Consider the following 18,774-nt stretch of genomic DNA (forward strand, 5'->3'; position numbering starts at 1 on the left):
CGTCGCCCCAACTACCATCGACCTACGGTGTGACGAGAATTTTGCAGTGCCGCTCGGGGTCGGCCAGGTCGTCGAAGGCCCGGCCGACCCCCTCCAGCCCGACCTCTCCGGTAATCAGCGGGGTGACGTCGATGTCGCCCTCGGCCAGCGCACGCAGCGATTCGCCAAACTCCTCCGGGTTGTAGGCCAGGACGAACTGCACGCTCATCTCTTTGGCGATCGCGAAGAACGGATGCACCGTGTCGGGCTGCATGCACACCCCGGCGACAACCAGGCGGCTTCCCGGCCGGGCGCGGAGCAACACGTCGTCGATGATTCCGGGCACCCCGACCGCCTCGAACACCACCGCCGGCTTGACGGTGTCGAACGGTGAACCCTGGGCCGGATCCAGCGCCCGGTGGGCGCCCATCGCGGTAGCAAGCTCGCGTCGCTTCGGCGAAAAGTCGCAAGCCACAATGGTTTCGACCCCGCGTAGCCGGAGCGCCGCGATGATGGCGATACCGATCGGACCGCAACCAAGCACCAGGGCCTTCTCCCCGGGCTGAATGTTCGACTTGTTGACGGCATGCAACCCAACCGCCATGGGCTCGGTCAATGCGGCGTGCTTGAAGTCCAGGCCGTTGGGGATGGGCAGCAGCAACGGCGCCGAGAGCAGCATCCGTTCGGCGTACCCGCCCATCGTGGTGTTGGAATAGACGATCGGCTCGAATCCTTTGGTAGACAGCAGGATCGGGAGCGAGGTCACCAGGGTTCCCGGTGGATGGGTTTCGGTCTCGGGTCCGGCCTCGAGAACCTCGGCGCTGAATTCGTGACCCATGAAGACGTCGCCGCCCAGGTCGATGTTCATGGTGCCGGCGTCGGCGGCGACCCGGGCGGTCATCGCCACCACCTCGGCTCCGTGGGCGGCGAAATGCAAATCGGAACCGCAGATTCCACACGCTCGGACACCGACCAGCACCTGACCCGGCTCGGGCACCGGATCCGGTACGTCGTCGCGGTAAACCATCCGGCCGTCTCGTAATACCGCAGCGCGCATCAGCTTCCCATGCCTTTCTGTTCGTCGACATGCTCGGTGATGGCCTTCATGACGGCCTCACCGGCGCGGCCGATCAATTGGTCGCGCTTTGCCCTGGCCCAATCGTGAGATGACCGCGATGCTTCGAGTTGTCCCTTGAAGTATGGAATCACCTTGCGGGCGACCAGGTCATAGCAGTGATACGTCGATTCGCGCGAGGCCCAGTCGTGACCCAACATCAGCAGCGTCCCAAAGCCGCCTGACCGTTCGAGCAGATCCTCAATGTGCGCGATCGCGTCGTCGGGCGTGCCGATGCAGCAATTTCCCTTGGCCGCATAGTCTTCGACGAACTCGTGCGGTGTCTGGGCGCCGTCGACGGTGTTGGACAGCGGGACGAACCCCGCCGCGCCAAAGTAATTGGCGAAATCCTGTAGCCCGTAGGTGCAGTCGTCGATCGCCTGCTCACGGCTGTCGGCGATATGCATGATGCTCAAAACGCGCCAGTCGGCCCGGTCCGGCTCGTCGCGGCCGACTTTGGCGGCCTGCTCGCGGACCACCTCCCAGGTGGTTTCCAGCGCGGCGAAACCGCCGGGCACCGACATCGACAGCGACAGCAATGACGTGCCCAGGGTACCGGCCAGGCGCGGCCCGGACGGCGAAATCATTGCCGCGGTAGCAACTTCGGGGTAGGGCCAGGTGTACGGGCGGATATGCAACTGCGCGTCGCGCAGCGTGAACCAGTCGGAGTGGCGGTCGATGCGCTCGGTGGGGCCGGCGCGGAACAGCGCCAGGATCGCTTCGAGCGACTCCTGCATCATGTGCCGTTGATCGACCGGGTCGATGCCCATCATGTACGCGTCCGAGGGCAGTGCTCCGGGACCGGTGCCGAACATGACCCGGCCGCGGGTCAAGTGATCCAGCAGCACCCAACGGTCGGCCACCATCAGCGGATGGTGGTAGGGCAGCGAGACCACTCCCGTGCCCAGCCGGATGTGCTTCGTCCGTTCCGCCGCGGCGGCGATGAACACCTCCGGGCAGGCGATCAGCTCGTAGCCACCGGAGTGGTGTTCGCCGAACCATGCCTCGTCAAAACCCAGGCGATCCAGCGCGACGACGCGTTCCATGTCGTATTCCAAGGCGACCGTGGGCGATTGGCCGATGGGATGAAACGGCGTGATGAAGACGCCGAAGCGTAGTGGCGCGCTCATCGCAGTTCCAGTCCGTTGAGGAACTCCAACAGGGCCGCGTTCACCTCGTCGGGCCGTTCCTGTTGCAGCCAGTGCCCCGCGCCGTCGATCATCACCTGGCGGTACGGCCCGGCGATCACCTCCGACGCGCGGTCGGCGCGGGTGAATGCCAGCACCGGGTCGGCCGTCCCCGCGATAAACAACGACGGCACAGCGATTTTCGCGCCGGCAAGTTCCGCGGTGGTCTCCCAGTTGCGGTCGAAATTGCGGTACCAGTTCAGGCCGCCGGTGAACCCGGTGCGGGAAAACTCGTTGACGTAATGGTCGAGTTCGTCCTGGCTGAGCCAGTCCGGCAGCCCGTCCGGCTCGGGAAGGCGGTCGACGAAACCCTCCGGACCGGGTGCCAGCATCCGCATCGCCGCGCTCTCGTCGAGCGCCGGCCGGCCGGCCATCACCCGGCGCATCGTGCGGGCGGGGTCGGCGTCGAGTTCGGCGTCGGCGACGCCTGGCTCCTGGAAATAGAGGATGTAGAAGAAGTTATCCCCGAACAAGGTGCGGAAGGCCTGCGTCGGCGGCACCTGCGGGCGCGGCAGCGGCGGGATGCTCAACGCGGTGACCGCCGCGACCCGGTCCGGGTGCAGCAGCGGCGCGTTCCACACCACGGCGGCGCCCCAGTCGTGCCCGATCCAGACGGCGCGCTCGGCGCCGACGTCGTCGAGCAGGCCGACCAGGTCCGCCGTCAGCTCGTGAATGTTGTAGGCCTCGATCGCGCCCGGGCGGGACGAGCCGCCGTAGCCGCGCTGGTCGGGCGCCAGCACGTGATAGCCGGCCTCGGCGAGGGCCGGTATCTGATGCCGCCACGAATAGGCCAGTTCGGGAAATCCGTGGGCCAGGATCACGACGGGCGCGCCGCGGTCTCCCGCTTCGATCACCCGCAGCTGCGCGCCATTGGTGTCTACTAACCGTTCGGTTGATGAGGGCACCACCTCACCAAATCACAACGGCCGCGGGCTGAGAAGGGCTTATTCTTCGCCGAGTTCTTCACCGAGCGTCACGCTGGCGCGGCGCTGGCCGCTCGACGCCACGCCAGCGTGACGCTCGGCGAAGGTCGTGGTTGCCACGTCGGGAACTGCCGGTCGTTGACTGGAACAGAGCGCGGCGCCCGGCTCTGCCGGAGCTGGCGATCGCACGGTGCTAGATGGTGGCGACCCGCTGCGCTCCGGCTCTGCCGGAGCTGGCGATCGCACGGTGCTAGATGGTGGCGACCCGCTGCGCTCCGGCTCTGCCGGAGCTGGCGATCGCCACGAGCGGTAGCCTGGACTTTTCCAGCTTCGTGTATCGGGGAAGGACCTGGCCGAAAAGGCCGATGATTGATGAACCGGAAAAACGTGATTCGCACCCTCATCGCGATCGCCGTCGTGGTGCTGCTGGGGTGGTCGTTCTTTTACTTTAGCGACGACACCCGCGGCTACAAGCCCGTCGATACCTCGGTGGCGATGGCACAGATCAGCGGCGACAACGTCAAGAGCGCGCAGATCGACGATCGCGAGCAGCAGCTGCGGCTGACCCTGAAGAAGGGCAACAACGAGACCGCCAATTCCGACAAGGTCATCACCAAATACCCCAGCGGATACGCCGTCGACCTGTTCAATGCGCTCAGCGCCAAGAACGCGAAAGTCAGCACGGTCGTCAACGAAGGCAGCATCCTGGGCGAGCTGCTGGTCTACGTGCTGCCGCTGCTGTTGCTGGTGGGCCTGTTCGTGATGTTCTCCCGCATGCAGGGCGGCGCACGGATGGGCTTCGGCTTCGGCAAATCGCGCGCCAAGCAGCTCTCCAAGGACATGCCCAAGACCACGTTCGCCGACGTCGCCGGCGTCGACGAGGCGGTCGAGGAGCTCTACGAGATCAAGGACTTCCTGCAGAACCCCAGCAGGTACCAGGCGCTGGGCGCCAAGATCCCCAAGGGCGTCCTGCTCTACGGGCCACCCGGAACGGGCAAGACCCTGCTGGCACGCGCCGTGGCGGGCGAGGCCGGTGTGCCGTTCTTCACCATCTCCGGCTCCGACTTCGTCGAGATGTTCGTCGGCGTCGGCGCATCCCGCGTAAGGGACCTGTTCGAGCAGGCCAAGCAGAACAGCCCGTGCATCATCTTCGTCGACGAGATCGACGCCGTCGGCCGCCAAAGAGGCGCCGGGCTCGGTGGCGGCCACGACGAGCGCGAGCAGACGCTCAACCAGTTGCTGGTCGAGATGGACGGCTTCGGCGACCGCGCCGGCGTCATCCTGATCGCCGCCACCAACCGGCCCGACATCCTCGACCCGGCGCTGCTGCGGCCCGGCCGCTTCGACCGGCAGATCCCGGTGTCCAACCCCGACCTGGCCGGGCGCCGGGCCGTCTTGAGAGTCCACTCCAAGGGCAAGCCGATCGCCCCGGACGCCGACCTGGAAGGCCTGGCCAAGCGGACCGTCGGCATGACCGGCGCCGACCTGGCCAACGTCATCAACGAGGCGGCTCTGCTGACCGCCCGGGAAAACGGCACCGTCATCACCAGCGCCGCCTTGGAGGAGGCGGTCGACCGGGTGATCGGCGGACCGCGCCGCAAGGGCCGCATCATCAGCGAGCAGGAAAAGAAGATCACCGCCTACCACGAGGGCGGGCACACCCTGGCGGCCTGGGCGATGCCGGACATCGAGCCGATCTACAAGGTGACGATCCTGGCCCGCGGGCGCACCGGCGGGCATGCGGTCGCGGTGCCGGAGGAAGACAAGGGCCTGCGGACCCGCTCGGAGATGATCGCGCAGCTGGTGTTCGCGATGGGTGGGCGCGCCGCCGAGGAGCTGGTGTTCCGCGAGCCGACGACCGGCGCGGTGTCCGACATCGAGCAGGCCACCAAGATCGCACGGTCGATGGTCACCGAGTTCGGCATGAGCTCCAAACTCGGCGCCGTCAAATACGGCTCCGAACACGGCGACCCGTTCCTGGGCCGGACCATGGGAACGCAGGCGGACTACTCCCACGAGGTCGCCCGCGACATCGATGACGAGGTGCGCAAGCTGATCGAGGCCGCGCACACCGAGGCCTGGGAAATCCTCACCGAATACCGCGACGTGCTCGACACCCTGGCCGGCGAGTTGCTGGAAAAGGAGACCCTGCACCGACCCGAGCTGGAGGGCATCTTCGCCGACGTCGAAAAGCGCCCACGGCTGACCATGTTCGACGATTTCGGCGGCCGCATCCCGTCGGACAAACCGCCGATCAAGACGCCCGGCGAGCTGGCCATGGAGCGCGGCGAGCCGTGGCCGCAGCCGGTCCCCGAGCCGGCCTTCAAGGCGGCCATCGCGCAGGCCAGCCAGGCCGCCGCGGCCGCGCAAGCCGAGGCCGACCGAAATGCCAATGGCGGCAACGGTTCTCACGATGTCCAGGAGAGCGGCAATCGTCAGGGCGCTACCCAGCCCGACTATGGCGCCCCGGCGGGCTGGTATGCGCCGGGATGGCCGCCGCAGCAACAGCAGCCGACGTACTGGTATCCGCCGCCGCAGCCCCAGCAGCCCCAGCAGCAGCCGTATTGGCCGCAGCCGGCGCCGAGTTATCCGGGCCAGCAGGGTCAGCCAGGTAATGCCCACCCCGCCCATCCCGCCCATCCCTCTTACCCGCCGTATCCGCCCTATCCGCCGCCCAATCAATCGGGCCCGGGTGTCGGAAAGCCTCCGGACAAGCAGGATGACGACGTGAGCCGGTCCAACCCGCCGGCCCACGGCTGACGAGCGGAGGATTCGATGGCCTTACCGGATTTGGGGCCGGATACCCGCCGGGCGCCCGGCCGCATAAGGGTGTTCGACCAGCAACGCGCCGAGGCCGCGATCCGCGAGCTGCTCCACGCGATCGGCGAAGACCCCGACCGGGATGGCTTGCAGGACACCCCGGCCCGCGTCGCGCGCGCGTACCGCGAGATGTTCGCGGGGCTCTACACCGATCCCGACACCGTCTTGAACACCATGTTCGACGAGGATCACGACGAGATGGTGATCGTCAAGGAGATCCCGCTGTACTCCACCTGCGAGCATCACCTGGTGTCTTTCCACGGGGTGGCTCACGTCGGCTACATCCCCGGCAAGGACGGCAGGGTCACCGGCCTGTCGAAGATCGCCCGGCTGGTCGACCTTTACGCCAAGCGGCCACAGGTGCAGGAGCGACTCACCAGCCAGATCGCCGATGCCCTGGTGAAGAAGCTCGATCCGCGCGGGGTCATTGTCGTGGTCGAAGCCGAGCACCTGTGCATGGCGATGCGCGGTGTCCGCAAGCCCGGCGCCGTCACCACGACGTCGGCGGTGCGCGGCCAGTTCAAAACCAGTGCCGCCTCTCGAGCCGAAGCGCTCGACCTCATCCTGCGCAAGTGAGTCCGGCGCCTGTGCAGGTTATGGGAGTCCTGAACGTCACTGATGACTCGTTCTCTGACGGCGGACGGTATCTCGACGTCGACGACGCCGTCGCCCACGGCCTGGCGATGGTCGCCGAAGGCGCGGGAATCGTCGACGTCGGGGGTGAGTCGACCCGGCCCGGTGCCACCCGGATCGACCCTCGCGTCGAGGCGTCGCGCGTGGTTCCTATCGTCAAAGAGCTTGCGGCTCAGGGTATTACCGTAAGCATCGACACCATGCACGCCGACGTCGCGCGCGCGGCTCTGCAGAGTGGCGCGCGGATCGTCAACGACGTGTCCGGCGGACGGGCCGATCCCGCCATGGCGCCGCTGCTGGCCGAGGCCGGTGTGCCGTGGGTGTTGATGCATTGGCGATCGGTGTCGCCCGACCGCCCGCATGCGGCGCCGCACTACCGCGACGTGGTGGCCGAGGTGCGCGCCGAGCTGCTCGCCGGCGTCGACGACGCGGTGTCCGCGGGCGTCGATCCCGACAACCTGGTGATCGACCCCGGGCTTGGATTCGCCAAGACGGGGCAACACAATTGGGCGCTGCTGCACGCGCTGCCGCAGTTGGTCGCCACCGGCATCCCGGTACTGTTGGGCGCCTCGCGTAAACGGTTCCTCGGTACGTTGCTGGCCGGACCCGACGGGTCGCCGCGACCGCCCGACGGGCGTGAGACGGCGACCGCGGTGATTTCCGCGCTGGCCGCCGTGCACGGGGCGTGGGGCGTGCGCGTGCACGACGTGCGTTCCTCGGTCGACGCCCTCAAGGTCCTTGAGGCCTGGAAACAGGGCTGGTCGCATGGCTGATCGAATCGAATTGCGCGGCTTGACGGTTCGTGGCCGGCACGGAGTCTTCGATCACGAGCGCGCCGACGGGCAGGACTTCGTCGTCGATATCACGGTGTGGATCGACTTGGCCGACGCCGCCGCCAGCGACGACCTGGCCGACACCTACGACTACGCGGCGCTGGCGCGGCTGGCGGCCGACGTCGTCGCGGGGCCCGCGCGCAACCTGATCGAAGCGGTCGGGGGTGACATCGCCGACCGGGTGATGGACGACCACCGCGTGCATGCCGTCGAGGTGGTGCTGCACAAGCCCCAGGCCCCGATCCCGCAGCGGTTCGCCGACGTCGCCGTGGTGGTTCGGCGGTCGCGGCGCGGCGGCCGCGGTTCGGTGATCCCGGCCGGTGGGGCGCTATGACCCGCATCGTGCTGTCCATCGGGTCCAACCTCGGTGACCGGCTGGCGCGGCTGCAGTCGGTCGTCGACGGGCTCCGGAAAACGCTGGTAGCGGTATCGCCGATCTACGAGACGGACCCCTGGGGCGGTGTGGAGCAGCCCCCGTTTCTCAACGCCGTGCTGATCGCGGACGACCCGGCGCGCGACGGGCAGGCCTGGCTGCGCCGGGCGCAGGAGTTCGAGCGGGCGGCGGGCCGGGTTCGCGGCGAACGCTGGGGCCCGCGCACCCTCGACGTCGACCTGATCGCCTGCTACGGCGAAACCGAAGTGATCGCCCGCGAGCCCGACCTGACGCTGCCGCACCCGCTGGCCCACCTGCGGGCCTTCGTGATGGTGCCGTGGCTGGCCATCGACCCGGACGCCCGGCTGACGGTGGCCGGCGGCCCGCGGCCCGTCGCGCAGCTGCTCGCCGAGCTGGACCCGGCCGACCGGGCCGGTGTTCGGCTTTCCAGTCAGACGCTCGAGCTCCAAACCTGATGGGACCGACCAGGAAACGTGACCTGACGGCCGCGGTGGTCGGCGCCGCGGTGGTGGGTTATCTGCTGGTTGTCACCCTGTATCAGTGGTTTCCGCCCATCACGGTGTGGACGGGGCTGTCGTTGCTCGCGGTGGCCGTCGCCGAGGCGCTGTGGGCCCGTTACGTGCGCGCCAAGATCAACGACGGCGAAATCGGCGCCGGGCCGGGTTGGCTGCATCCGCTCGCGGTGGCACGCAGCGTGATGGTGGCCAAGGCGTCGGCCTGGGTGGGTGCGCTGGTGCTCGGTTGGTGGGTCGGTGTCCTGATCTACTTCCTGCCGCGGCGGTCATGGCTGCGGGTCGCCGCCGAGGACACCACCGGCACGGTGGTGGCGGCCGTCAGCGCGCTGGCGTTGGTCGTTGCCTCGCTGTGGCTGCAGCATTGCTGCAAGTCCCCGCAGGATCCCACCGAGCACGGCGAGGGCGCGGAAAATTAGCGCCTCGCCGGTCACCGGCCGGTGCCTACGATAAACCCAGGTGAGAATCGCCGGAGCAGCGCGACACGCGGATTGACCTCGCGCAGGTACAGTCAGGCCATGACCGTTCTGTCCCGCGGCGCCCGGGTCCGGCGCGGCGGCCGCAGGCCGGGTTGGGTGCTCTTGACCGCGTTGCTGGTCCTCGCGATGGGGGCCAGTTCCGCACTGGTTTTCACCAATCGGGTGGAACTCCTCAAGCTCGCTGTCATCCTGGCGCTGTGGGCCGCGGTCGCCGGCGCCTTCGTTTCGGTGCTCTACCGCCGCCAAAGCGACGCGGATCAATCCCGTGTCCGTGACCTGAAGCTGGTCTACGACCTGCAGCTGGATCGGGAGATCTCGGCCCGGCGCGAGTATGAGCTGACCGTGGAATCCCAGCTGCGCCGCGAGCTGGCCTCCGAGCTGCGTGCCCAGGCCGCCGACGATCTGGCGACGCTGCGGGCGGAACTGAGCGCGCTGCGGACCAGCCTGGAGATCCTGTTCGACACCGACCTCCAGCACCGCCCGGCGCTGGAGACCAACGAGACCGAGGCGCCACCGGCGCGCGCGTACAGCGACTGGGATCGCAACGGCGAGGGCAACCCGGATTGGGTGTCCAGCGATCGGGTCACGTCGGTTTCCCGGGATCACCCGCCCGGCCGCGCCGACGAGACCGCGATCATCGACGTGCCCGAGGAACCGCTGTTGCCGCCCCGGCAGCCGCCCCCTCGGGAGCGCGTTCGGGGCCACTATGACGTTGCGCAAGACGTCGCCCAAGACGTTGCCCAAGACGTTGCGCAGGACGTCGCGCAGGACGCTCGGTACGTGGTTTCGCAGGAGCCCCCGTACATGACCCCGCCGCCACCGCCCCCACCGGAACCGCAATCGGAACCGCCGCCGAAACGGCGGGATTGGCAGCCGGCCGCCGCGGAAGGACAGTGGCCGCCGGCCGGGACACCGGACGGCCGCTGGGCCGGGGTCGATCCGACCGGAACGCCGGTCGGCGAGCCGTCGGGCGGGTGGCGCGCCCGGCATTCCAGCCCCGGCGAGCCCGTCGACGGGTCGCCCGTCGAGCCCGTGCCTTCGCCGCCGTATGGCGAGTCGGGTCGCCGGGCGCAGGCGCGCCATTCGGCGGAGTACCGCGACTACGGCATGCGCAACTTTGCGGCGATGAACGAGGCCCCGCCAGCGCCCGCGCCGCCACCACCGCAAATGGCTCCGCCACCGCCCGCGGAGCCCGCACCGCGGCACCGCGGCGCGGACCCCCTGTCCCAGGGGGTGGACGGGTCGGGAGACCCGCCAACCGGTGGCCAGTCGGTAGCCGACCTCTTGGCGCGGCTACAGGTCGAGCCGTCCGGCGGTCGCCGGCGACTAAGACGCGAGGGCCGCGAGGGCTGAGCTGGGAGCTTCCTCACATTGGGAGCCGCCGCCGAATCGACTAAAGTCTTGGTGACCGTCCGGTACCCGGGCATCGGGACTGGAACGAACGAAGAAACATGTGAGGGTCGTCTGCGATGGGGCAGTTCGACGGTTTGCGCCCGGCCAGGCTCAAGGTGGGGATCATCTCGGCCGGCCGGGTCGGCTCCGCGCTCGGTGTCGCGCTGGAGCGCGCCGACCACGTCGTGGTGGCGTGTAGCGCCATCTCCCGCGCGTCGCGGCAGCGGGCGCAGCGTCGGCTACCCGATACCCCGGTGGCATCGCCGCCGGACGTGGCCGCCGATGCCGAGCTGCTGCTGTTGGCGGTTCCCGACAGCGAACTCCCGGGCCTGGTGTCCGGGCTGGCCGCGACGTCGGCGGTGCGGCCCGGCACGATCGTGGCGCACACGTCGGGCGCCAGCGGGGTGGGCATCCTCGCGCCGCTGACCCGCGACGGCTGCACACCCCTGGCCATCCACCCGGCGATGACGTTCACCGGCTCCGACGAGGACATCGCCAGGCTGCCCGACACCTGCTTCGGGATCACCGCGGCCGACGACGTCGGGTACGCGATCGGGCAGTCGCTGGTCCTCGAGATGGGCGGGGAGCCGTTCTGCGTCCACGAGGACGCCCGCGTCCTCTACCACGCCGCGCTGGCGCATGCGGGCAACCACATCGTGACGGTGCTCGCCGACGCGCTCGAGGCGTTGCGGGCCGCGCTGCGCGGCAGCGAACTGCTCGGCCAACAAACCGTGGACGACCAGCCGGGTGGCCTCGCCGAGCGGATCGTCGGGCCGCTGGCCCGGGCGGCGCTGGAGAACACCCTGCGGCGCGGGCAGGCGGCGCTCACCGGGCCGGTCGCCCGCGGTGACGCCGCCGCGGTCGCCGGGCATCTGGCCGCGCTGGCCGAGGTCGACCCGCAGCTGGCTCAGGCCTACCGGGTCAACGCCCTGCGGACCGCGCGCCGCGCGCACGCCCCGGCGGACGTCGTCGAGGTGCTGGCGCCATGAAGGCACACAAGCCCGCGTTCAAACCGGGCGAACTCAACGTCTACTCGGCGCCGCGCGAGGTCACCGACGTCAGCCGCGCGCTGCGCCACACCGGCCGCCGGGTGATGTTGGTGCCCACCATGGGCGCGCTGCACGACGGGCACCTGGCCCTGGTGCGCGCGGCCAAGCGGGCCCCCGGCTCGGTGGTCGTGGTGTCGATCTTCGTCAACCCCTTGCAATTCGGCGCCGGGGAAGACCTCGAGGCCTACCCCCGGACCCTCGACGACGACCTGGCGCTGCTGCGCGGCGAAGGCGTCGAGATCGCGTTCGCGCCGACCGCCGCGGCGATGTATCCCGACGGCCTGCGCACCACCGTGCACCCCGGCTCGCTGGCCGCCGAACTCGAGGGCGCCGCCCGGCCAACACATTTCGCCGGCGTGCTGACCGTGGTGTGCAAGCTGCTGCAGATCGTGCGCCCCGACCGGGTGTTCTTCGGCGAGAAGGACTATCAGCAGTTGGTCCTGATCCGGCAGCTGGTCGCCGACCTGAACGTCGACGTCGCCGTGGTCGGCGTCCCGACGGTGCGCGAGACCGACGGGCTGGCGATGTCGTCGCGCAACCGCTACCTGGACCCGGTGCAGCGCGAGTTGGCCGCGGCGCTTTCGGCGGCGTTGACGGCCGGCGCGCACGCCGCGGCCGGCGGCGCCCGGGCCGCGCTGGACGCCGCCCGAACCGTGCTCGACGCCGTGCCCGGCCTCGCGGTCGACTACCTGGAGCTGCGCGACGCGCAGCTGGGCCCGGCACGGACCGACGCCCCCGGCCGGCTGCTGGTCGCGGCCAGGCTCGGCGCCACCAGGCTGCTGGACAACATTGCGATCGACGTGGGAATGACGCCGGCACCCGCGGGGGCCGGACGAACCCCGGATGAACACGCGCAATCACCGTGGAGGAATTGATGTTACGGACCATGCTCAAGTCGAAGATCCACCGCGCCACCGTCACGGAGGCCGACCTGCACTACGTCGGCTCGGTGACCATCGACGCCGACCTGATGGACGCCGCGGACCTGCTCGAGGGGGAGCAGGTGACCATCGTCGACGTCGACAACGGCGCCCGCCTGGTCACCTACGCGATCACCGGCGAGCGCGGCACCGGGGTGATCGGAATCAACGGTGCCGCGGCCCATCTCGTTCATCCGGGCGATCTGGTGATCCTGATCGCTTACGGCACAATGGAAGACGCCGAGGCCCGCGCCTACCGGCCGCGGATCGTGTTCGTCGACGCCGGCAACAAGCCGATCGACCTGGGCCACGACCCGGCCTTCGTGCCGGCCCTGGATATCGCGGGGGCGGCGGAGCTGTTAGACCCCCGGATCGGCGCGCGGTAGCCGTGCTGCTGGCCATCGACGTCCGCAACACGCACACCGTCGTCGGACTGATATCCGGATCGAAGGAGCACGCAAAGGTCGTGCAGCAGTGGCGGATCCGCACCGAGTCCGAGGTCACCGCCGACGAGCTGGCGCTGACCATCGACGGCCTGATCGGTGAGGATTCCGAGCGGCTCACCGGCGCCGCCGCCCTGTCCACCGTCCCTTCGGTGCTGCACGAGGTGCGGGTCATGCTCGACCAGTACTGGCCGTCGGTGCCGCACGTGCTCATCGAGCCCGGGGTGCGCACCGGCATCCCGCTGCTCGTCGACAATCCCAAAGAGGTAGGCGCCGACCGGATCGTCAACTGCCTGGCGGCGTTTCACAAGTACGGCAAGGCGGCCATCGTCGTCGATTTCGGATCCTCGATCTGCGTGGACGTGGTGTCGGCGAAAGGGGAGTTCCTCGGCGGCGCCATCGCCCCCGGTGTGCAGGTATCTTCGGATGCCGCCGCGGCCCGCTCGGCGGCCCTGCGTCGGGTCGAATTGGCGCGCCCCCGTTCGGTTGTCGGCAAGAACACCGTCGAGTGCATGCAGGCGGGCGCCGTGTTCGGCTTCGCCGGGCTGGTCGACGGTCTGGTCGGGCGCGTCCGCGAGGACGTGGACGGTTTCGCCACCGACCTGGGCGATCAGGTCGCGGTCGTGGCCACCGGGCACACCGCGCCGCTGCTGCTGCCCGAACTGCACACCGTCGACCACTACGACGAGCACCTGACGCTGCACGGGCTGCGGCTGGTCTTCGAACGCAACCGAGACGCCCAGCGCGGCCGGCTGAAGACGGCGCGCTGAGCGCCGGGCCGGGCGCGTCGACCCCGCGTCCACGGCGTCGAATGTGAAACCTGGCAGGCATTCGGCCCGAAACTCTCGCCCAGGGCCCACACCCAAAGCCCTGAGCGCACACCCGAGGGGCTGTCACTAAGCTGGCACGTCGTGAGTGCCGCCGATAAGGAAGTAGCCGACCTCCCCGAGCAGTTCCGGATCCGCCGGGACAAGCGCGCTCGGCTGTTGGCGGAGGGCCGCGATCCCTATCCGGTCGCCATCGAGCGCACCCACACCCTGGCCGAGGTGCGCGCCGCCCACGCAGACCTGTCGACCGACACCGCGACCGATGACATCGTCGGCGTCGCGGGCCGCGTCATCTTCGCGCGCAACTCCGGAAAATTGTGCTTCGCGACGCTCCAGGACGGCGACGGCACCAGCCTGCAGGTGATGATCAGCCTCGACAAGGTCGGTCGACAGGAGCTCGACGCGTGGAAGGCCGACGTCGACCTGGGCGACGTCGTCTACGTGCACGGCAACGTCATCAGCTCGCGGCGCGGCGAGCTGTCCGTCCTCGCCGACTCCTGGCGGATGGCGGCCAAGTCGCTGCGGCCGCTGCCCGTCGCGCACAAGGAGATGAGCGAAGAGGCGCGGGTGCGGCAGCGCTACGTCGACCTGATCGTTCGCCCCCAGGCGCGCACGGTGGCCCGCCAGCGAATCGCCGTGATCCGCGCGATACGCAACGCCCTGGAACGGCGCGGGTTTCTCGAAGTCGAAACCCCCATGTTGCAGACCCTGGCCGGTGGCGCCGCGGCCCGGCCCTTCATCACGCATTCCAATGCTCTGGACATGGATCTCTACCTGCGGATCGCGCCGGAACTGTTCCTCAAGCGCTGCGTCGTCGGTGGATTCGACAAGGTCTTTGAGCTAAATCGAGTGTTCCGAAACGAGGGAGCCGATTCCACCCATTCTCCGGAATTCTCCATGCTGGAGACCTACCAGACCTACGGAACCTATGATGATTCGGCGCTCGTCACCCGCGAGCTTATTCAAGAGGTGGCCGACGAGGCGATCGGAACGAGACAACTGCCGTTGCCAGACGGCAGTGTCTACGACATAGACGGCGAATGGGCTTCGATACAAATGTATCCGTCGCTGTCGGCGGCGCTCGGGGAAGAGGTCACACCCGCGACGACGGTCGACCGACTGCGCGCCGTCGCGGATCGGCTTGGCCTGGAGATTCCCGACGACCGCGACAAACCCTTCTATGGCCACGGCAAACTCGTCGAGGAACTGTGGGAGCACACGGTCGGCAATACGCTGACCGCACCCACCTTCGTCAAGGATTTCCCTGTCGAGACAACGCCTTTGACTCGCCAGCACCGCAGCATCGCTGGGGTCACCGAAAAGTGGGACCTCTACCTTCGCGGAGTCGAACTGGCCACCGGGTACTCCGAATTGACCGATCCGGTCGTGCAGCGCGAGAGGTTTGCCGCGCAGGCCCGGGCCGCGGCGGCCGGCGACGACGAGGCGATGGCGCTGGACGAAGACTTTCTCGCCGCGCTCGAGTATGGGATGCCGCCGTGCACGGGAACCGGAATGGGTATCGATCGGTTGCTGATGTCTTTGACCGGCCTGTCAATTAGGGAGACAGTTTTGTTCCCGATTGTTCGACCGCACTCCGGTTGAAAGCTCAACTGTACGCGCTGTGTCCGGATTGAGTATTCTGGCTTGTTATGGCAGATTGGTGATTGGGGAGTTCAATACCAACTGCTCAGCAAGCGCTCAGGGAAGAAACGCGAGGATAAGCTAATGGCGAAAAAAGTGACTGTCACCTTGGTCGATGATTTCGACGGCGGAGGCGCGGCCGACGAAACGGTCGAATTCGGGCTTGACGGGGTGGCCTATGAGATTGACCTTTCGGCCGAGAATGCCGCGAAACTGCGGGACGGTTTGCGGCAATGGGTCGAGGCGGGCCGTCGCATCGGCGGCCGGCGTCGCGGGCGTTCCGGCTCGAGCCGCGGACGTGGCGCGATCGACCGCGAGCAGAGCGCCGCGATCCGGGAATGGGCCCGCCGGAACGGGCACAACGTGTCGACGCGTGGCCGCATCCCGGCCGAAGTGATCGACGCATTCCACGCGGCGACCTAACCAAACCGCTTGCCGGCGCCCAGACCTGAGGGATCTGGGCGCCGGTGGTTTGTCATTTTCGCTGGCGGCGAAAAGATCGTCGATCCAGGCGGGAAACGCTTTGGTGGTTTTCCCCGTTTATCTGTTGTGCCTGTTGTTGTGACGGGGAGATGCGGCCTACACGAGGCACCGCAAGGTTAGGAACCCTGGCAGGCCGACCATTACAGTGGATGGCAGGTATGCGCTTCCGGTCCCACTGGCCGGCAGAGGGTTGTACCGATGGTGAGGGAGAGCAGGTAGCCACCGATGTTCGAAAGATTTACCGACCGTGCCCGCAGGGTCGTCGTCCTGGCGCAGGAAGAGGCCCGGATGCTCAACCACAACTACATCGGCACCGAGCACATCTTGTTGGGCCTGATTCACGAGGGCGAAGGCGTCGCGGCGAAGTCGCTGGAGTCGCTGGGGATCTCGCTGGAGGGCGTGCGCAGCCAGGTCGAGGAGATCATCGGCCAGGGCCAGCAGGCGCCGTCGGGACACATCCCGTTCACCCCGCGCGCCAAGAAGGTTCTCGAGCTGAGCCTGCGCGAGGCGCTGCAGCTCGGCCACAACTACATCGGCACCGAGCACATCCTGCTGGGCCTCATCCGCGAGGGTGAGGGCGTGGCCGCCCAGGTGCTGGTCAAGCTGGGCGCCGAGCTGACCCGGGTGCGCCAGCAGGTGATCCAGCTGCTCTCCGGCTACCAGGGCAAGGAGGCCGCGGAGGCCGGGACCGGTGGCCGCGGCGGCGAATCCGGCAGCCCGTCCACTTCCTTGGTGCTCGACCAGTTCGGGCGCAACCTGACGGCCGCCGCGATGGAGGGCAAGCTGGACCCGGTCATCGGCCGCGAGAAGGAAATCGAGCGGGTGATGCAGGTGCTGAGCCGCCGCACCAAGAACAACCCGGTGCTGATCGGCGAGCCCGGCGTCGGCAAGACCGCCGTCGTCGAGGGCCTGGCGCAGGCGATCGTGCACGGCGAGGTTCCGGAGACGCTGAAGGACAAGCAGCTTTACACGCTGGACCTGGGTTCGCTGGTGGCGGGCTCACGGTACCGCGGTGACTTCGAGGAGCGCCTGAAGAAGGTGCTCAAGGAGATCAACACCCGCGGCGACATCATCCTGTTCATCGACGAGCTGCACACGCTGGTGGGCGCCGGCGCCGCCGAGGGCGCGATCGACGCCGCGTCGATCCTCAAGCCCAAGCTGGCCCGTGGTGAACTTCAAACGATCGGCGCCACCACGCTCGACGAGTACCGCAAGTACATCGAGAAGGACGCCGCCCTGGAGCGCCGGTTTCAGCCGGTGCAGGTCGGGGAGCCGACGGTGGAGCACACCATCGAGATCCTCAAGGGGCTGCGCGACCGCTACGAGGCCCACCACCGGGTGTCGATCACCGATTCGGCCATGGTGGCCGCCGCCACGCTGGCCGACCGCTACATCAACGACCGGTTCCTGCCGGACAAGGCGATCGACCTGATCGACGAGGCGGGCGCCCGGATGCGGATCCGCCGGATGACCGCGCCGCCGGACCTGCGCGAGTTCGACGAGAAGATCGCCGACGCGCGCCGCGAGAAGGAATCGGCCATCGACGCCCAGGACTTCGAGAAGGCCGCCAGCCTCCGCGACCGCGAGAAGCAGCTGGTGGCCCAGCGGGCCGAGCGCGAAAAGCAATGGCGCTCCGGCGATCTCGACGTGGTCGCCGAGGTCGACGACGAGCAGATCGCCGAGGTGCTGGGCAACTGGACCGGCATCCCGGTGTTCAAGCTGACCGAGGCCGAGACCACCCGCCTGCTGCGCATGGAGGACGAGCTGCACAAGCGGATCATCGGGCAAGAAGATGCCGTCCGTGCTGTTTCTAAGGCCATCCGCCGCACCCGCGCCGGGCTGAAGGACCCCAAGCGCCCGTCGGGCTCGTTCATCTTCGCCGGCCCGTCGGGTGTCGGGAAGACCGAGCTGTCCAAGGCGCTGGCCAACTTCCTGTTCGGCGACGACGACGCGCTCATCCAGATCGACATGGGCGAGTTCCACGACCGGTTCACCGCGTCGCGGCTGTTCGGTGCCCCGCCGGGATACGTCGGCTACGAGGAGGGCGGCCAGCTCACCGAGAAGGTGCGGCGCAAGCCGTTCTCGGTGGTGCTCTTCGACGAGATCGAGAAGGCGCACCAGGAGATCTACAACAGCCTGCTGCAGGTGCTCGAGGACGGCCGCCTCACCGACGGCCAGGGCCGCACGGTGGACTTCAAGAACACCGTGCTGATCTTCACGTCCAACCTGGGCACGTCCGACATCTCGAAGCCTGTCGGCCTCGGGTTCACCCAGGGCGGCGGTGAGAACGACTACGAGCGGATGAAGCAGAAGGTCAACGACGAGCTGAAGAAGCACTTCCGGCCGGAGTTCCTCAACCGCATCGACGACATCATCGTCTTCCACCAGCTGACTCGCGACGAGATCATCCGGATGGTCGACCTGATGATCGGCCGGGTCGCGGGCCAGCTCAAGAGCAAGGACATGGCGATGGAGCTGACCGACAAGGCCAAGGCGTTGCTGGCCAAGCGCGGCTTCGACCCGGTGCTGGGCGCTCGCCCGCTGCGGCGCACCATCCAGCGCGAGATCGAGGACCAGCTCTCCGAGAAGATCCTCTTCGAGGAGGTCGGACCGGGACAGGTCGTCACGGTCGACGTCGACAACTGGGACGGCGAGGGGACCGGCGAGGACGCGGTGTTCACGTTCACCGGAACCCGCAAGCCGCCGGCCGAGCCGGACCTGGCCAAAGCCGGGGCGCACAGCGCGCCAGAAACGCAGTAGCGGCCGGTGATCGGCGGTCTACACTGACGATGTCCTGACGGGCAACGGAATCTGGTGGAACTCCAGAACGGTCGCGCCACTGTGCATAGTCAGACCCGGAGCTCGTCATCACCAGCGGGGACGCGGTCATCCCCGGAAGGAGTCGACCTTGCCGAACTTTCAGACGACGTCCAACCCCCGGCTAACCGGCACCAGATCGGTTGATCTGTCGGCAACAAGTGCCGCGCTCTGGCTGGCGGCGACCGCCTTCCTGGCGCTGCTGGCGATCTACTTTGTCGGCGTCGATCAGGGTGCGGTGTCGCTGCTCGGCAGCGACACCCACGTGCACGAGTTCGTTCACGATGCACGGCACCTACTCGGCTTTCCCTGCCACTGACGCCGCCAC

At 68.3% G+C, this 18,774-nt stretch carries 18 protein-coding genes; 15 read left to right on the forward strand and 3 right to left on the reverse strand.

All coding sequences use genetic code 11. The features are described 5' to 3' along the window. Positions 1-22 precede the first annotated feature (22 nt). Genes G6N25_RS12030 through G6N25_RS12040 form a run of 3 tightly spaced genes read right to left on the reverse strand, consistent with a single transcriptional unit; the run spans position 23 to position 3,185 of the window. Entirely contained in the window at positions 23-1,036 is a 1,014-nt protein-coding gene (locus tag G6N25_RS12030) for a zinc-binding dehydrogenase (RefSeq protein ID WP_083073746.1), read from the reverse strand. Then, a complete protein-coding gene (locus G6N25_RS12035) occupies positions 1,036-2,223 on the reverse strand; it encodes an LLM class flavin-dependent oxidoreductase (RefSeq protein WP_083073745.1) in 1,188 nt (395 codons plus the stop codon). Before G6N25_RS12035 ends, G6N25_RS12030 begins: the two co-directional genes overlap by 1 nt. Next, positions 2,220-3,185: an alpha/beta fold hydrolase gene (locus G6N25_RS12040; protein ID WP_083073791.1), complete on the reverse strand. Its 966-nt coding sequence runs from the start codon at positions 3,183-3,185 to the stop codon at positions 2,220-2,222. Before G6N25_RS12040 ends, G6N25_RS12035 begins: the two co-directional genes overlap by 4 nt. Positions 3,186-3,575: 390 nt before the next feature. On the opposite strand from G6N25_RS12040, the gene ftsH reads away from it, so the two are divergent. The 15 genes from ftsH to G6N25_RS12115 all read left to right on the forward strand — a co-directional run bounded on the left by ftsH (position 3,576) and on the right by G6N25_RS12115 (position 18,765). Further along, positions 3,576-5,963 carry an ATP-dependent zinc metalloprotease FtsH gene (gene ftsH / locus G6N25_RS12045; protein WP_083073744.1) on the forward strand — a complete coding sequence of 796 codons (2,388 nt, stop codon included), beginning with the start codon at positions 3,576-3,578 and terminating at the stop codon, positions 5,961-5,963. 15 nt (positions 5,964-5,978) lie between these two features. Next, a complete protein-coding gene (folE, locus tag G6N25_RS12050) occupies positions 5,979-6,599 on the forward strand; it encodes a GTP cyclohydrolase I FolE (protein WP_083073743.1) in 621 nt (206 codons plus the stop codon). Further along, the gene (folP, locus tag G6N25_RS12055) at positions 6,596-7,429 is read left to right on the forward strand and encodes a dihydropteroate synthase (RefSeq protein ID WP_142272597.1); all 834 of its coding nucleotides are present in this window, start codon (positions 6,596-6,598) and stop codon (positions 7,427-7,429) included. Before folE ends, folP begins: the two co-directional genes overlap by 4 nt. Further along, complete coding sequence (gene folB, locus G6N25_RS12060; protein WP_083073741.1) at positions 7,422-7,823, forward strand: dihydroneopterin aldolase; 402 nt, start codon at positions 7,422-7,424, stop codon at positions 7,821-7,823. Before folP ends, folB begins: the two co-directional genes overlap by 8 nt. Continuing rightward, positions 7,820-8,338, forward strand: a complete 519-nt coding sequence (gene folK / locus G6N25_RS12065; RefSeq protein ID WP_083073740.1) for a 2-amino-4-hydroxy-6-hydroxymethyldihydropteridine diphosphokinase — start codon at positions 7,820-7,822, stop codon at positions 8,336-8,338. The genes folB and folK overlap by 4 nt, the downstream gene beginning before the upstream one ends. Continuing rightward, a complete protein-coding gene (locus G6N25_RS12070; protein WP_083073739.1) occupies positions 8,338-8,814 on the forward strand; it encodes a DUF3180 domain-containing protein in 477 nt (158 codons plus the stop codon). Before folK ends, G6N25_RS12070 begins: the two co-directional genes overlap by 1 nt. 99 nt (positions 8,815-8,913) lie before the next feature. After that, positions 8,914-10,227: a DUF6779 domain-containing protein gene (locus G6N25_RS12075; RefSeq protein ID WP_083073738.1), complete on the forward strand. Its 1,314-nt coding sequence runs from the start codon at positions 8,914-8,916 to the stop codon at positions 10,225-10,227. 116 nt (positions 10,228-10,343) lie between these two features. Further along, positions 10,344-11,255: a Rossmann-like and DUF2520 domain-containing protein gene (locus G6N25_RS12080; protein WP_083073737.1), complete on the forward strand. Its 912-nt coding sequence runs from the start codon at positions 10,344-10,346 to the stop codon at positions 11,253-11,255. Further along, positions 11,252-12,190, forward strand: a complete 939-nt coding sequence (gene panC, locus G6N25_RS12085) for a pantoate--beta-alanine ligase (RefSeq protein ID WP_083073736.1) — start codon at positions 11,252-11,254, stop codon at positions 12,188-12,190. The genes G6N25_RS12080 and panC overlap by 4 nt, the downstream gene beginning before the upstream one ends. Then, a complete protein-coding gene (gene panD, locus G6N25_RS12090) occupies positions 12,190-12,621 on the forward strand; it encodes an aspartate 1-decarboxylase (protein WP_083073735.1) in 432 nt (143 codons plus the stop codon). The genes panC and panD overlap by 1 nt, the downstream gene beginning before the upstream one ends. A 2-nt stretch (positions 12,622-12,623) precedes the next feature. Beyond that, complete coding sequence (locus tag G6N25_RS12095) at positions 12,624-13,448, forward strand: type III pantothenate kinase (protein ID WP_083073734.1); 825 nt, start codon at positions 12,624-12,626, stop codon at positions 13,446-13,448. A 141-nt stretch (positions 13,449-13,589) separates the two neighbouring features. Further along, complete coding sequence (gene lysS / locus G6N25_RS12100; protein WP_083073733.1) at positions 13,590-15,107, forward strand: lysine--tRNA ligase; 1,518 nt, start codon at positions 13,590-13,592, stop codon at positions 15,105-15,107. Between the two features lie 123 nt (positions 15,108-15,230). Continuing rightward, positions 15,231-15,569: a histone-like nucleoid-structuring protein Lsr2 gene (gene lsr2, locus G6N25_RS12105; RefSeq protein ID WP_083073732.1), complete on the forward strand. Its 339-nt coding sequence runs from the start codon at positions 15,231-15,233 to the stop codon at positions 15,567-15,569. A gap of 285 nt (positions 15,570-15,854) precedes the next feature. Beyond that, positions 15,855-18,389, forward strand: a complete 2,535-nt coding sequence (gene clpC1 / locus G6N25_RS12110) for an ATP-dependent protease ATP-binding subunit ClpC (RefSeq protein ID WP_083073731.1) — start codon at positions 15,855-15,857, stop codon at positions 18,387-18,389. Between the two features lie 148 nt (positions 18,390-18,537). After that, a complete protein-coding gene (locus G6N25_RS12115; protein WP_083073730.1) occupies positions 18,538-18,765 on the forward strand; it encodes a CbtB domain-containing protein in 228 nt (75 codons plus the stop codon). The last annotated feature ends 9 nt before the right edge of the window (positions 18,766-18,774 follow it).

Origin of the sequence: Mycobacterium heidelbergense (assembly GCF_010730745.1) — a bacterium.
Lineage (GTDB): Bacteria > Actinomycetota > Actinomycetes > Mycobacteriales > Mycobacteriaceae > Mycobacterium > Mycobacterium heidelbergense.